Below are 16243 nucleotides of genomic sequence, written 5' to 3'. Positions count from 1 at the left end.
TATTTTTTAATTTTATAAAATATAATGATAAAATTATAATTTATAAAGTTTAAATTTATATGAAAATTGTCTAGGGTTTCTACTAATTATTAACATAAAAAACACATTTATAGTTATATAAATGTGTTTTTTTATGTTAATAATGATTAAGGTATTTTTAATAATGGCTTAATTATGCTTATTATAATATGCATCATTAAACTTAAGTTTTTTATGTCCCACAAAAAGTTCTATAAGCACAACTTGAAGGTTTAGGTAATTCAGAATACTTCTCTTGGTCTTTTGAATGTTCATATGGTATTGAAATAGCATTAAGAAGATTTATCATAACATTAAAATCGCCTTTATCAGCAGCTTCTATTGCTTCTTCTACCCTATGATTTCTTGGAATTATTGCTGGATTAGATTCCTTCATTAATTGATGTACTAACTTATTTGACTGTGGTTGTCTTTTAAGCCTTTCTTGCCAAACGTTATTCCAATTAGAAAATTCTTCAGTACTAAACATACCTTTGTCATTATTCCTATTAAAAGTTAATGCAATGAAAGTATTAGTATAGTCTTCATTATATTTTTCCATCATACTAAGTAAATCTTCAATAATTGCTTTATCTTGCGCTTCTTCATTAAATATTCCAAGCTTTAATCTCATTTTAGATAACCAATTTAAATAGTATAACTTAGAAAAATTTGAAATAGCATCTTGAGCTGTTTTTATAGCATTGTCTTGGTTTTCATGTAAAAGAGGTAATAATGTTTCAGCAAATCTACATAAATTCCACTCAGCCATAATAGGTTGATTCTTATATGCATAACGTCCATTGACATCAATAGAGCTAAATACAGTATTTGGATTATAAGTATCCATAAAAGCACAAGGACCATAGTCAATTGTTTCTCCACTAATAGTCATATTATCAGTATTCATTACACCATGTATAAATCCAACAGTTTGCCATTTAGAAACAAGACTAGCATGAACTTTTACTACTTCATTAAGTAAGTTAATATATTTATTTTCATCATCTAATACATGTGGATAATGTCTTTTTAATGTGTAATCAGCCAATTCTTTAAGTTCCTCAGTACTACCAAACCTAGCAACATATTCAAATGTTCCAAATCTAATATGACTAGAAGCTACACGAGTTAATATTGCTCCTTCTTTCATACTTTCACGAATTACACGCTCTCCTGTTTTAACTACTGCTAAGCTACGTGTAGTTGGAATACCAAGACCATACATAGCTTCACTTATTATATATTCGCGAATCATAGGTCCAAGTACTGCTCTTCCATCTCCTCCACGAGAATATGGAGTTCTTCCAGATCCTTTAAGTTGTATATCGTATCTTTCACCTGAAGGTGTTATTTGCTCACCTATCAATAATGCTCTTCCATCTCCTAACATTGTAAAATGCCCAAATTGATGTCCAGCATAAGCTTGCGCAATAAAAGCACCTTCTTCTATAGTCTTATTTCCTGAAAGTATTGACACACCATCATAACTTTTAAGAGCATCAATATTTAATCCTAAAGTTCTCGCTAATGGATAGTTTAGAATAACTAATTCAGGTGAGCTAACTTTATTTAAATTAATTTTGCTAAAAAATAATTTTGGTAAAGTGGTATAACTATTATCTAAGTTCCATCCTATTTCTATAACTTCTTCTTTATTAGTCATTTTTTCTCCTTGTATATTTAATATTTTAGTGTGTAATTTATGTTATATTAATATACCCTTATTCTCGGATTGAAATAAGTTAATTTCTATTTTTATCAAAATATTGTTTAAATTATACTAAAATTAATCTAAGTAATTAAGTCAATAATTTATATTATTACTAAAGTAGTTAGATTTTGATATAATATATTTATTATACTTAGGAGGTACAACATGAAATCAGCACAATATTATATAGAAAAATTAGATATGACACCACACGTTGAAGGAGGATACTTCAAAGAATCAATAGTATCTAAGGATTTCTTTAGAGAAGATAAGAAGTTATTTAGTAGCATATATTTCTTACTTGAAACTGGAGAGGTATCTAACTTCCACAGATTGACTTCTGATGAGATGTGGTATTACCATGATGGTCAGGCTCTGACTATATATATGATAACTCCAGATGGTGAGCTTATAACTAAGCAATTAGGATTAGATATAGAAAAAGGAGAAATTCCTCAAGTTTTAGTCCCTAAAGGATACATATTCGGTTCTTCTATGAACAACGATGGGTTTGCTTTAGTTGGATGTATGGTTGCTCCTGCATTTACTTTTGATGATTTTGAGCTATTTGAAAGAAAAGATCTTTTAAATATGTATCCTCATTTAGAAGATGTAATAAAAAAACTAACTAGATAAAAATTATTTTTTTATATTTGTTTACAGTACATATTTTATAAAAAGGGTCTATCTTAAATAAAATTTTATATTCTATTTAAGATAGACCCTTGTATTAACTAAGTACTTAAATTTATTTTTTAAAATCTGGATATAAGAATTTAAATATTTTTATATTCTTTTCTATTTTAGGAAGATAGTACTTTTGAGCGTATTCCCTTCTATCAAAATTAGCTTCTTCACCATTTTTAACATTCCACTCTTGAACTACTTTACTTAAACCTTCATTACTAAATTTAGATATATAATATGCCCCTAATTTTAAACTAGTTTTTCATTAACTAAATCCTTAGGTGTAAATCCGCTCATATTTAATTCTTTTGCTAATTCAGTTGAAGATTTATCACTAAATCTTAAAATCCCGTTGTTTGAATTTTTCTCATATTTTTTATCATCAAATCTTGATTCAAAGTGTGCAAGTGTAGCTAATACATATGGGTCTATCTTGTATTCGCTAGAAATACTCTTTATATCAGATTTATATTTAACAGGAAATAGCAATGTTCTTACAGCGAAAAATGCTCCCCCTAGTATTATTAAAATTGCTATTGCAATAGATATTATTTTTTTCATATTAAATTCTCCTTAATTTTTTTTAGTAACTATATCAAAATAAAACTTAGATGTAAGTAAGTAATATACTACATAAATTATTGAATATGGTATAAGTGTACACGCCATTACAAAGATTAAGTTTTGTCCAAACATTTTACAAACAACATAGTTTGCTACAATACTATGAATACTTCCTATTAATAACGGTACAAAGAAATTAAATCCAACTTGATTATAAACAGATGACTTTACATCACTATTGTCTACACCTATTTTGTCTAATACACTATATCTAGGTGCTTCATCTTGAGCCTCAGATAGTAATTTGAAAAATATAACACTACCAGTACAAACTAAAAACACTAACCCTACAAATACTCCTATAAATACCATTATTCCAGAAGTTGTAAATGTATCTTTAAACGTTGAGTAATAAGAATTTACTAAACTATTCGTAGATTTTTCATAATCTCCAACTGCATATTTTTCAGTTAACTTTAAAACCTTATTATTAAAATCTTCACCATCTTTCGCATTAGATAAATTATATAAATAATAGTTATTTATTTTATTATTTGATTTTAAATTTTCAAAAGTACTATCAGATACAACTATAGTGTTTTGAGGTATTTCTGTATTATATAACTTTTCATCTAATCTAGATTTAACATTCAATTCAAGTCTATACACATTATCTATATTAATAACAGGCTTAGTATAAGAACCATACCCATTAGAAGATACGTTAATAAATTCATTATCTTTTATATTGCCAACTTCTTTAACGCCTTTTATCTTTAGTAATTGATTTAAATTAGATAGAGATATTATTTCATACTCTTCTGTATAATCAGAATTTGAATCATTTTTTATCTCTGGTAATGTTATATAAGTGAATTTAGCTTTATCAACTAATTTATGTTCACTAGACTTACTTAAAATATTTTCAAATTCTTTTATATAACCTTTATTATCAATTTTTAAAGTATAAGAAAATGGAGCAACACTAGCTACATTTTCAGAACTCATAAAATACGTTGACATAGATACACCTATAGCAGTTAAAGTAGTCGCACTTAATATTGATATTATAGATAACATCTTCGCATTACTTTTGATTCTATAAAGTAATTGAGATGTAGATATCATATTTAGTCCTTTGTAATAGTTTGATTCTTTATTTTTTTTCTTTCTAATTACAAAATACATAAACGAACTAAAGAATAAAAATGTACCTAATACAACTGTAAGTAAAGTAACCATAGCTGCCATTACTATATCCATTCCATTTAAAACTGAAATATAATTTATATATCCAAATCCTATAAGAACTATTGATATGATAGCTAATAACTTCGATCCTTTTTTAGCTTTTTCCGATACGCTTGAAGCTTTAAATAGCTCTATAAGTTTAAATTTATAAATTATTCTATTACTTTGATAAGCAATAACTAAAAATACAAATATAAAAAGTACAAATGTATCAAATATACCTTTAAATGATACTGAAAAAGGTATACTTAAATTTAATCCTATAATTTTTAAAAGTATTCCTAACATAAGTTTTGAAAATATAATTCCAAACACTATTCCAATTATTAGTGATGCTATTCCTATTATTAATGTTTCAAAGAATAAAAGAAGTCCGGTTTCTCTATTTTCTATTCCTAAAAGAGCATATAAACCTATTTCCTTTTTCCTTTTCTTTATAAAGAAACTATTTGAATACCATATAAATAGTACTGAGAATAAAGCAATTACAACTGAAGCAGAATTAAATGCAGTAGATGCCTTACTACTTCCTGCCAATGCACTATCTATACTTGGGTTATACTGTAGATTTTTAAATGTATAGTATATACATACAGTAAATACTATAGAGAAAAAATACAAGAAATATCCTTTTAAGTTTTTCTCTATATTCTTTTTAGCTATATTAAATAAGACCACTATCACCACCACCTATCAAAGATAAGACATCTAAGATCTCTTTAAAGAATTCTTTTCTAGATCCAGGTCTTATTATTTCTTTAAATATTAATCCATCTTTTATAAATAAAACTCTTTTGCAATAACTAGCAGCAAATGCATCATGAGTAACCATCATTATTGTTGCATCTTGTTCTTGATTTAAGCTAGTCATAGCGTTTAAAAGATCTGCAGATGATTTAGAGTCAAGAGCTCCTGTAGGTTCATCAGCTAATATTAGCGAAGGTTTTGTAATTATAGCTCTAGCACAAGCAGTTCTTTGTTTTTGTCCACCTGATATTTCATAAGGATATTTATCAAGCAATGATTCAATTCCTAGTGTAGTAGCTATTGACTTTACAGTTTTATTTATCACCTTTGCATCAACACGAGCAAGAGCTAATGGTAGTGCAATATTGTCCTTTACAGACAAAGTATCTAATAAGTTAAAATCTTGGAATATAAATCCTAAACTTTCTCTTCTAAACTTAGATATTTGTTTATTGTTTAAATTAGTTATATTTTTACCTTCTATATTTATTTCTCCACTGGATGCTGTATCTATAGTAGAAACAATATTTAAAAGAGTACTTTTACCAGCTCCTGAAGGTCCCATTACCCCTACAAACTCTCCTTTGTTTATTTCAAGGTCTATACCGTTTAACACTGTTTGTGTATTTTTTTTAGTTCCATATGACTTTTTTAAGTTTTTAACTTGTAGTATTTTCGACATATTTGTGTACCTCCTTTTTCTTCTTTACAGTAATTTAGTATATAGTTTTTTATAATTACGTAGAATCGATTTATATCTCAATTTCCTTACAAATTTGTCACATAGATCTATAGATTTACTATAAAAAAAGTACAAACTTAATATAATCAAGTTTGTACTTTCTTTGAGTATTTGTACTGCTTTGTTTTCAATTTTGATATTTTAAAAATTATCATTAAATTAAATATAAAAATCCTACTATTACTATTATAAATATAATGATTCCTGCTAAATTACCTAGTGAATATTCTAAAATCGTATATATATATGGGTTGAGAGTAAAATTCAATTCTTTCTCTTTATTAATTTCTTTTTTTATTTTTTCTATAGATAGAATACTAAATTTAATCTGAATTTCTGAAAGTATTCCTTTTTCCCCCATAACTTCTAAGTCATTAATTACTTTAGATAATAATTGATGTTTTTCATCATCTGTTTTTAAATTTTGTATTTGTTCTTTTAAACCTTTGCTTTCTTTTACTGATTGTTCTGCTATTTGTTTTATATCCGGATATTTCTCAGTTATAAAATTTCTTTCACTTGAATTTAACTTTTCTCCTTTGACCAGTTTTGTAGCTATTACTTGTGCTTTTTTATTTTCTAATTTATCCTTTTTAAAGAACTTTTCCACTTCTTCTATTGATGCCAATTTAATTTTAACTTGAGTTTCTGATAATACTCCCTTTTTCCCCATAGCTTTTACATTATTAATTACCTTAGATAAGAATTGTTGTTTTTCTTCATCTGTTTTAAAGCTTTTTAATTCTTCTTTTATATTTTTACTTTCCTTTATTGATTGTTCTGCTGTTTCTTTTATATCAGGGTATTTTTCAGATATAAAAGATTTCTCCTTTGAAGTTAATTTTTCTCCTTTAACTAACTTTGTAGCTATTATTTCTGCCTTTTTACTTTCTAATTTATCCTTTTGAAATAACTTTTTTACTTCTTCTATAGATGATAATTTAATTTTAACTTGTATTTCTGATAATACTCCATTTTTACCCATAGCTTTTATATTACTAATTACCTTAGATAAGAATTGTTGTCTTTGTTCATCTGTTTTAAAGTTTTTTAATTGTTCTTTTATATTTTTACTTTCTTTTATCGATTGCTCTGCTGTTTCTTTTATATCAGGATATTTCTCAGATATAAATTTTTTTTCATTTGTAGTTAACCTTTCTCCCTTAATCATTTTTATAGCTATTAATTCTGCATTTTGAATTTGTTCTTTAATTTGGTTCAAAAGATTTTTGTCTATCTCTTGAAAGTTATTTTGTATTTGCTTAATTTCACCATTAATTTTTGTAGGGATATTTGTATAAGGATTCATATTATATGGATTTTTGTTTATATTGTTAATCATCTTTTATTCTGCTCCTAATAAACTATTTATAGTTTTATCTATATAAAGTTTATCGGTTTATAATTTACTTAGTTTATAGATATTCATAGATTAATCTTATTTTTTAGCAATATATTTTATTTTTATAAAAAACTGTAATTAAATACCTTTTTTCATTTTTTATCTTCCTCTTTTTGTTTTCTATATGTAAAAAAGATATTGATTCTTAAATCAATATCTTTTAAATGATTAAAATATTTATATAAAGCTATCTATATTTTAAAATAAAGACAATTGGTTCTCATCACTCATGTTTTCAAGTGAACCATGAACTGTAAGTGTTTCTATTACAGTTTTTGAAATTTTAGTTCTCTTTCTTAATTCTTCTTTTGAGATAAATTCTCCATTTTCTCTCTCTTTTTGAATATTAATAGCAGCATTTTCTCCCACCCCTTGTAAAGCTATCATCGGAGGAAGAAGTAATTTTTCTCCTGCTACTTGGAATTTTGTTGCATCTGATTTATATATATCAACTGGAAGTATTTTTATATCTCTTGCATACATTTCAAGAGCTACTTCAAGTACTGTTAGCATGTTTTTCTCTTTAGCTGTTGCATCATTTCCAAGACTTTCTATTTCATTTATTTTTGCTTTTATAGCAGGAAGTCCTTTTACTATTAAATCCGCATCAAAGTCTTCTGCTTTTGTTGTAAAGTAAGTTGCATAAAATGCTTCTGGATAATGAACCTTACAATATGCTAGTCTAAATGACATCATAACATAAGCCACGGCATGGGCTTTGGGGAACATGTATTTTATCTTTTGACACGAACCAATATACCACTCTGGTACATCATTTTCTTTCATTTCTTCTATATGCTCTGGTTTTAGTCCTCTACCTTTTCTTACGTTTTCCATTATTGTGAAGGCATTTTTAGGCTTTAATCCTTTAAATATAAGGTAGTTCATTATATCGTCACGAGTTGATATAACATCATCTATTCCAACTACTTCATCTACTACTAAATCTTGTGCATTGTTTAACCAAACATCGGTACCATGAGAAAGTCCAGATATACGAACAAGTGCTGCAAATGTTGATGGCTTAGTATCAAGAAGCATTTGTCTAACGAACTTTGTACCAAACTCTGGTACTGCAAGTGAACCTATTGGACAATTTATCTCTTCAGGTGTTACACCTAGTGCATCTGTTGAAGTAAATAATGACATTGTATCTGGGTCATCTAGAGGAATATCCGTTGCAGTTATTCCAGTAATATCTTCTAGCATCCTTATCATGGTCGGAGCATCGTGTCCCAGTATATCAAGTTTTAATATTCTACCACTTATTGAGTGATAATCAAAGTGAGTTGTTATAACTCCGCAAGAAGTATCATTTGCAGGATACTGTATTGGTGTAAAGTCGTATACGTCTTTATAGTGAGGTATAACCATAACTCCACCTGGATGTTGTCCTGATGTTCTTTTAACTCCTGTACATCCATTAGAAAGTCTTAGTACTTCTGCTGTTGGTACATGAATATTATTTTCTTCTACATATTTTCTTGCATATCCAAATGCTGTTTTTTCTGCCACTGTACCTATTGTACCTGCTCTATAAACGTAACCTTCACCGAATAAGTCTTCTGTATATTTATGAATTATTGGTTGATAATCTCCTGAGAAGTTTAAGTCTATATCCGGCTCCTTATCACCTTCAAATCCTAGGAAAACTTCAAACGGTATATCATGACCATCTTTTCTAAGTGGTTTTCCACATTTAGGACAATCTTTATCAGGTAAATCTACTCCTGAACCATACTCTCCTATTTCAAAAAAGTATGAGTACTTACATTCTGGGTCATCACAAATATAATGAGCTGGAAGAGGATTAACCTCTGTTATATCACTCATTGTAGCTGCAAATGATGATCCAACTGACCCTCTTGAACCAACTAGGTATCCATCACTTAATGACTTTGTAACTAGTTTTTGAGATATTATATACATCACGGCGTACCCATTACCTATTATAGAGTTTAACTCTCTATCTAATCTATTTATTACTACTTCTGGTATTGGATCTCCATATATTCTTTTAGCTTTTTCATAGCACATTTCTCTAAGTTCAGTATCTGAACCTTCTATTACTGGTGGATAAGTATCATCTGGTATCGGCTTTATAACCTCTACCATATCTGCAATTTTATTAGTATTTGTTACTACAACTTCATAAGCCAATTCCTCACCTAAGTATTTAAATTCTTCTAACATTTCATCAGTTGTTCTAAAGTGAAGGTAGGTTTCTTCATCTTCAACCTTAAACCCTTGAGAGTATTTTAATACCTTTCTATGAATTGCTTCATGCTTATCTAAAAAATGAACATCACCTGTTGCAACTGGAATTTTTCCAAATTTATATGCAGCTTCTATTAGCTTTCTATTTAAATCTCTTAATTCCTCTTCATCACTTACTTCACCTTTATCTATCATAAAGCGGTTATTGTCTATTGGCATAACTTCGATGTAATCATACATTTCGATTATTTTTTTCATTTCTTCATCAGGAACATTTTTCTTAACTGCTCTAAATACAGCCCCTGCCTCACAAGCAGAACCTATAATTATTCCTTCTTTATGTTCTTGTAGTACACTTCTTAGTATTCTTGGCGCTCTATAAAAATGATTAACATGTGCATCTGAAACTATTTTATATAGATTTTTAAGTCCTGTATAATTTTGAGCAATTAATGTTATATGATTTGTTCCTAGTTTTTGATAATCAATCTTTCCAAGTACCTCATTAACTTCACTTAAAGTACTTGCACCTTTTTTATCAAGCATTTCTAAAAACTTTATATATATAAGTGCTGTTGCCTGTGCATCATCTACTGCTCTATGGTGATTTAAAAGAGGCACACCTAATGCTTTTGCAACTACGTTTAATCTATGTCTTTTTAAATCTGGAAGTAATATTCTAGCAAGTGTTAATGTATCCACACTTTTATTATTAAACTCTATGTTTTGTTGTCTACATTTTTCTGATATAAATCCCATATCAAACTCAGCATTATGTGCAACTAATACGCTGTCTCCTATAAATTCTAAAAATCTAGGTAATACTTCTTCTATTGTAGGCTTATCTTTAACCATATCATTAGTTATACCTGTTAATTCTTGTATTTTATAAGATATATCTTTTTGAGGATTTATAAGTTCACTGAATTTATCTACTACTTTAAAGTTTTCTATTTTAACTGCACCAATTTCAGTTATTTTATCGTTAGTGTTAGAAAAACCAGTAGTCTCTATATCAAATACTACAAAGCTTTGTGTTAAAGGCTTATCATTTGCATCTTCTATAATTTGCGCATCATCTTCTACTAAATATCCTTCAACTCCATAAAGTATTTTTATATCATGACCTTTAGCTGCATTCATGGCTTCTGGAAATGCTTGAACTACTCCATGGTCTGTTATCGCTATTGCCTTATGTCCCCATTTAATTGCTCTTTCTACTAATTTTTTAGTAGGACAAAGTGCATCCATAGAAGACATTTGAGTATGTGCATGAAGCTCTACCCTTTTATCACCTTCAACTAAATCTTTTCTTTCAGGCTTACTTTCTTGTCTTATACCACTTATCGTCATAGTAAGTTCTCTTTGGTAAGTATCATAAATTACGTCACCTTTAATTTTTAAATATGAACCTTTTTTAACGTGGTCCAGTACACTATCTTTATTAGTATCATTTAAGAAAAGTTTACAACTTATTGAACTAGTATAATCTGTAACTGAAGCTATTAATAAAATCTTTCCATTTCTAAGTTCTTTAGTTTCAACATCAAAAACTTCCCCAATTACACTTACTGTCCCTGAGGTATTATTTAAGTCTTTAATATGTTCTACCATGGCATGTACATTTTCACCATATATTAAACTTTCATCAACTTCTGGTTTTATAACGTATCCTACTTCTTCATCTTCTTCAGATTTAGTTTGGCTACTTATTTCTAATTCTCTAATTTTTTCTTCAGTTATTCTATCTGTTTTTTTAATTATTTTTTCAATATTTACTTCTTCATCGACAGCTCTTTCAATTTCTATATTGATTTCCATTCCTATTTCTTCAATTAATACCGTTTTAATTACATGAATTATATTTTGCTTCATTAATCTATCATAAAATAAACCTTTAGGTAATTTTATTTTTAATAAATCATCTATACATAAGTATTCAACTTGCTTTTGCCATCCTGCTAATGATGGACACAAACTTTTTAGTATATACATAATATTTACCCAGTATCTTTTGATTATATCTTTGTTTGATTTCCTATCAAGTCCTGTATATCTTATTTTTAATTTTATATCTTTAAAATAATTTAACTTTTCCTTTAGCTCTTCTCTAAACGATTCTAATAGTTCGTTTGATACTACATCTTTTGAAGTTAAATGAAAATAAACTATTTTATCTTCTTTAAAATACACTACTTTCTTTATATAAACTTCTTTTAGTTGCTTTGCTAATATATTGTTATTTATCTCTAATTTATCTAAATACTCTTTTACACTTTCCATAGGCAACTCCCTTCTATAGATTAACTATTATATCATAGGTATATACCCTTTTGACTAGCATGTTATCTAAATTTTCATATCAATATTTTATCGAAATTTTTTGATTTTTCAAACTTAAATTTATACCTGTACTATTTTAAATTGGATTAGCTACAAATTTAACTTTATTTAATATTATAATATACAATACTATAACGCAAGGCGGTGTTATCATGTCTTCTTTTGATGCAGATAATTATAGAAAAATAGCACTTTACTACCATGAATTAGGAGAAAAAAAATTACTTAAAAAGTCTTTATCAAGTCTTAATATAAGTAAAAAAGTATATCTTTATTACTCTAAAACCAGAAACATACCGATTTGCACACTGCCTAACTTTAAATTTATTTTAGCATCCAAACTTGGATTTTTATCTTTTTGTTATAACTTCTTTACTTTTATAAATGTAGATAAAAATATTATCCCTATTAACTCCACTAACATTCAATCTATCGCCAAGTTTGTACTATCTCATGAAGTTGGCCATATATTAGACCCTGATATTACTAAGTCTAAAGAAGAGTACTCAGAAATATTATCTGATATTGTGGATAAAATTATTGAATATGATATAGATATTAATAATACTGATTTTCATAAAGGTAATATACCTTACGATCTTGAACTTTGTGTTTTAAAATTAAAGCAAAACCTAATTGCTAGAGAGTCTAAGGCCTGGGATATAGCAAGAGACTTTTTAATTTTCAAAGATAATGATGAAAAACTAGTTTTAATAAGATGAGAGAATACGCGCTAGCTACCTATAATTTTGGTAATTTAAAAAATATAGTTAAAGAACATAATATAGATGTGTTTTTCAAGTACAAAAGATATTTCAAATAAAAATTCTCTAATAAAGAATCCCTATAAAATATAACGTATTAAAATCTATATTTTATGGGGAATTTTTATGTTGTTTAAAATATTTTTGTAATATGAAATTTAATGTTATAATTTAGTTATATTTTAATACTTTACAAGGATGTGACTAAAATGAAAAAAGGGAGTATTCTCTATGATATATTAGGAAATATTGGAGTTTTTATATATTTAATGGGAATGGTAATACCATCTTCATTCTATTTATTTGATAGTTCTGATTTTCCATTTGTTATGAGTGAATTCGGATTATTGTTGTTACCTATTGCTCTTATATGTATTTTAAGTATCATATGTATTTTATTTTCTAAAAAAAGATATTTTGTAGCATTTGTTCCAGTAGCACTATTCTCAATATTTACTACTATTTGGATACTGAGCGCTAGTGGAGATTTAAGATTACTTGGTTTAGGTTGTTTTGCCTTAAATATTGCATTATTAGCATCAATAATTTATAGATTTTTTAATAATAATCTAAATACCAAAAAATAAAATTAATATTTAATAAAAAATAACTAGATTAATATTATATTAATCTAGTTATTTTTTATTGTACTATCCGTTATAGATAGGAATTTCATATTTTAAGTTACTTGTTGTATCATACATTCCTATTAATCTATACATTATACCTGATATTCCATTTGCCCAGTTTACATCTGTTGCATACTGGTGCCTTGGGTTATTATAGTTAAATTTCATTTTATAAACTGTATTTTGATTATGTGTTGAACTCTTTATGTAATTATTTACTATCCATTTAGCAGAACCTTCAATAGTTTTTTCTACGCTTGTCCATCCATTTGCATAAGCTGCTTCTGCTCCTGATAAATTGGCTGTTCCATCAAACGCACCTATCCCAAAGAAGTTATAAACTCTAACTGGAGAACTTAAAGCTTGTCCTTTATAACTTGTTAAAATTTGTCCTTGTGCTAATGTTGAAGAACCATATCCAGTTTCCCACATAGAGTGTGCTACAAGATATACTAAATCTATATTATACTTTCTAGCAGCATCTATAAAAGCTTGTCCTTGGTTATGGAACACATTACTTCCTTGTGAAGAAAGCTTTTGAGCATTCAAGAATGAATTTAACTCACTAGCAGTTATTCCACCTTTGTAAGTATCTAATCTTAAGAACTGCATCATTCCCTGTTTACTATTTCTAAAATTATTAGGATTTAAGAACTGTTCTAAATCATTTTTACTTGCAGTAGCTGAATTCCTTACATTTTTACCTATATTAATCTGCTTTTCAACGTGACTACTTAATGAGTAAGTTAATCCTTTATTATGTACAGTAGCACCATCTACTATTTGAACACTATCTCCACCTACAACAGGAGGTGCTGGATTTTCTGGTGTAGAACTATCCTTTTGACTTAAGTATTCACTTGATACGAACCCATCTTTTCCACTAAACTTTATATTTGACCATCCGTTATTTTCTGATATTACTTCTACCTTGTTTCCTTGTTTTAAACTTCCTATCTTAGAGTAGTTACTCCCTGGACCACTTCTTACATTTAATGAAGATGTATTTACTTCTTTTGTTTGAGTAGAAGTTTCAGGTTTAGATGGCTTTTGTGGTGTCTCTGGACTTGTATTTACTTTACTTAAATACTGGCTTGATACATATCCAGTAGATCCATTAAACTTTATCTTAGACCATCCATTACTTTCTGATATTATCTCTACTTTGTCTCCTAATTTTAAACTTCCTATTTTAGAATTATTAGTTCCCGCTCCACTTCTTACATTTAATGAAGATGTATTTACTTCTTTTGTTTCTTTAGTAGCTTCTGGAGTAGTTTCCGGTTGAGATGGTTTTTCTGTATTTGTATTTGTTTTGCTTAAGTACTGACTCGATACATACCCAGTAGGCCCATTAAATTTTATTTTTGACCATCCATTACTTTCCGATATTACTTCTACCTTTTCTCCTAATTTTAAACTTCCTATTTTAGAATGATTAGTTCCTGCTCCACTTCTTACATTTAATGAAGATGTATTTACTTCTTTTGTTTCTTTAGTAGCTTCTGGAGTAGTTTCCGGTTGAGATGGTTTTTCTGGTACAGTAACTTGACCTTCTGCTTTTAGATACATTGTAGAAGTATATGCTTCAGTCGAATTAAACTTTATTTTTGACCATCCGTTGCTTTCTGATATTACACCTACTTTTTCACCTCTTCGTAGTTTACCTACTATGCCATTACTAGTACTTGGTCCACTTCTTACATTTAGTGTTTCTGTATCAACTACTTTTGTTGATGATACATTACTAGAACTTGACCCTACATTTTCTAGGTATTGACTAGAAATATAACCTAGTCTTCCATCATGCTTAACTTTTGTCCATCCGTTGCTTTCTGAAATAACTTCTAGTACTTCACCTTTACTTAAAGTAGTAATAACTCTATAGCTAGTCCCTGCTCCATTTCTTAGGTTTACTCTATCAGTAGTTTTTTTCTTATTTCCTGTTGAAGATTCTTGTCTTGAAATTTGGCTAGTTGATATATATTCAGAAGATGACCAACCCTCTTGCCCTGAGTTAGTTTTTATCTTATACCATCCATTTGATGTTTCTTTTATTTCAACTTGGTCACCTTTTTTTATAGTAAAAATAACACTATGATTAGTTCCAACTCCACTTCTTACATTTAAGGAACTTGTTGTCACTACTCCTATCTGTCCAGATGCACTTACATTAGTGGCTGCTATTGGTAACATAGCTAATGTTGCTAATGCAATTTTATTTTTCAATTTATCTCCACCTCATCCCATTATTTTCCATATATGACAATTATACGACATATTATATATCTAGTAAATAATAGTAGTTGTAAAATAGTTGTATATTATCTATTCGTCAACAATGAAGATTTATTTAGATTTTATTTTAAAACTATTAGTCATCCTAACTTTTTTAAAATCAAACCTTTAAATTCTATTTTTATAATTCATTTAAAATATTTCTTATTTATAATTTCTGCACAAATTACTCCATATGGAGTTTTATTAATCCCTGTTTCATTTTTAAACACTTCTATTAAATTTTTATTATTATCTACATAAATTTCGTGTTTTGGGTACATAATTGGATATTCTAAATACGATATGAAATATTCTAAATCTTTCCCACTGCATTTTTTCCAAAACCCTTCCCATTTAGTGTTATTCACATAATTATGAGGATTTAATGTAGTACCATTTTCCATATAATATTTTATAGGGTCTGGAATTTCATTTGAGTTTTCCTTAAATTCTAAATCTAGCTTGCAAAATTCTTTAGTATAATTAGTTAATTCTTTATCTATGGTATTCATCTTTTCCTCTAGCCTATTAATCTTTTTTTGATCTTTTTCTTGCATAACTTTTTTGTATTCTTTAGCATATATTTCAAACATTCTATACTTTCCTTCTTTAATGTTCATATATACACATCCCCTATTTTAGTTTTAATATCATATTTATGTTAGTTATTATATTTTACATATATATGCTTTTTTCCTTTTTATATGAACTACAAATTTTCGATTTTTTCTAAATTTTTTAAATAATATAAAAGCACCTATAATTATAGGTGCTTTTATATTATTTAATATTCGTATATGAGAGTATTGTTACCACAGCATCTATCTTCTCAGATAGGTTTAATATTTCCGTATCTTGTTTTATCTTACTTTCTACATTAAGTTT

At 27.7% G+C, this 16243-nt stretch carries 11 protein-coding genes; 3 read left to right on the top strand and 8 right to left on the bottom strand.

Annotation, left to right across the window (positions count from 1 at the left end; translation table 11 throughout):
* Positions 1 to 211 precede the first annotated feature (211 nt).
* Positions 212 to 1684, bottom strand: a complete 1473-nt coding sequence (locus tag JWF52_RS09350; protein WP_208333309.1) for a protein adenylyltransferase SelO — start codon at positions 1682 to 1684, stop codon at positions 212 to 214.
* Between the two features lie 213 nt (positions 1685 to 1897).
* Between JWF52_RS09350 and JWF52_RS09345 the strand changes: the two genes are divergently transcribed.
* Positions 1898 to 2368: a cupin domain-containing protein gene (locus tag JWF52_RS09345; protein WP_208333308.1), complete on the top strand. Its 471-nt coding sequence runs from the start codon at positions 1898 to 1900 to the stop codon at positions 2366 to 2368.
* 300 nt (positions 2369 to 2668) lie between these two features.
* Here the strand turns inward: JWF52_RS09345 and JWF52_RS09340 are convergent, their stop codons facing one another.
* The 5 genes from JWF52_RS09340 to JWF52_RS09320 form a co-directional block, all read right to left on the bottom strand.
* A complete protein-coding gene (locus JWF52_RS09340) occupies positions 2669 to 2980 on the bottom strand; it encodes a transglycosylase SLT domain-containing protein (protein WP_208333307.1) in 312 nt (103 codons plus the stop codon).
* A 12-nt stretch (positions 2981 to 2992) separates the two neighbouring features.
* On the bottom strand, positions 2993 to 4912 hold the full coding sequence (locus JWF52_RS09335; protein ID WP_208333306.1) for an ABC transporter permease: 1920 nt from the start codon (positions 4910 to 4912) through the stop codon (positions 2993 to 2995).
* Positions 4899 to 5663 carry an ABC transporter ATP-binding protein gene (locus JWF52_RS09330; RefSeq protein ID WP_208333305.1) on the bottom strand — a complete coding sequence of 255 codons (765 nt, stop codon included), beginning with the start codon at positions 5661 to 5663 and terminating at the stop codon, positions 4899 to 4901. Before JWF52_RS09330 ends, JWF52_RS09335 begins: the two co-directional genes overlap by 14 nt.
* Before the next feature lie 214 nt (positions 5664 to 5877).
* Positions 5878 to 7065 carry a hypothetical protein gene (locus tag JWF52_RS09325; RefSeq protein WP_208333304.1) on the bottom strand — a complete coding sequence of 396 codons (1188 nt, stop codon included), beginning with the start codon at positions 7063 to 7065 and terminating at the stop codon, positions 5878 to 5880.
* A gap of 258 nt (positions 7066 to 7323) precedes the next feature.
* A complete protein-coding gene (locus JWF52_RS09320; RefSeq protein WP_208333303.1) occupies positions 7324 to 11625 on the bottom strand; it encodes a PolC-type DNA polymerase III in 4302 nt (1433 codons plus the stop codon).
* 212 nt (positions 11626 to 11837) lie between these two features.
* Between JWF52_RS09320 and JWF52_RS09315 the strand changes: the two genes are divergently transcribed.
* Complete coding sequence (locus JWF52_RS09315) at positions 11838 to 12407, top strand: hypothetical protein (RefSeq protein ID WP_208333302.1); 570 nt, start codon at positions 11838 to 11840, stop codon at positions 12405 to 12407.
* 251 nt (positions 12408 to 12658) lie between these two features.
* Positions 12659 to 13036 (top strand): hypothetical protein, encoded by a 378-nt coding sequence (locus JWF52_RS09310; protein WP_208333301.1) that lies wholly within the window; start codon positions 12659 to 12661, stop codon positions 13034 to 13036.
* Between the two features lie 63 nt (positions 13037 to 13099).
* Here JWF52_RS09310 and JWF52_RS09305 read toward each other — a convergent pair whose 3' ends face one another.
* Positions 13100 to 15307 carry an SH3 domain-containing protein gene (locus tag JWF52_RS09305; RefSeq protein ID WP_208333300.1) on the bottom strand — a complete coding sequence of 736 codons (2208 nt, stop codon included), beginning with the start codon at positions 15305 to 15307 and terminating at the stop codon, positions 13100 to 13102.
* 197 nt (positions 15308 to 15504) lie between these two features.
* Positions 15505 to 15978, bottom strand: coding sequence for a hypothetical protein (locus tag JWF52_RS09300; RefSeq protein WP_208333299.1), 474 nt, complete (start codon positions 15976 to 15978; stop codon positions 15505 to 15507).
* Between the last annotated feature and the right edge of the window lie 265 nt (positions 15979 to 16243).

It is taken from the genome of Clostridium sp. CCUG 7971 (genome assembly GCF_017590215.1).
Taxonomy (GTDB): Bacteria; Bacillota; Clostridia; order Peptostreptococcales; family Peptostreptococcaceae; genus Faecalimicrobium.
The sequence above is the reverse complement of the archived record's forward strand: the minus strand, read 5'-3'. Positions and strand labels throughout refer to the sequence as shown.

Coding starts and splice junctions, on each gene's coding strand:
- JWF52_RS09350 (WP_208333309.1), bottom strand. CDS start 1,684: ATGACTAATAAAGAAGAAGTTATAGAAATAGGATGGAACTTAGATAAT.
- JWF52_RS09345 (WP_208333308.1), top strand. CDS start 1,898: ATGAAATCAGCACAATATTATATAGAAAAATTAGATATGACACCACAC.
- JWF52_RS09340 (WP_208333307.1), bottom strand. CDS start 2,980: ATGAAAAAAATAATATCTATTGCAATAGCAATTTTAATAATACTAGGG.
- JWF52_RS09330 (WP_208333305.1), bottom strand. CDS start 5,663: ATGTCGAAAATACTACAAGTTAAAAACTTAAAAAAGTCATATGGAACT.
- JWF52_RS09325 (WP_208333304.1), bottom strand. CDS start 7,065: ATGATTAACAATATAAACAAAAATCCATATAATATGAATCCTTATACA.
- JWF52_RS09320 (WP_208333303.1), bottom strand. CDS start 11,625: ATGGAAAGTGTAAAAGAGTATTTAGATAAATTAGAGATAAATAACAAT.
- JWF52_RS09315 (WP_208333302.1), top strand. CDS start 11,838: ATGTCTTCTTTTGATGCAGATAATTATAGAAAAATAGCACTTTACTAC.
- JWF52_RS09310 (WP_208333301.1), top strand. CDS start 12,659: ATGAAAAAAGGGAGTATTCTCTATGATATATTAGGAAATATTGGAGTT.
- JWF52_RS09300 (WP_208333299.1), bottom strand. CDS start 15,978: ATGAACATTAAAGAAGGAAAGTATAGAATGTTTGAAATATATGCTAAA.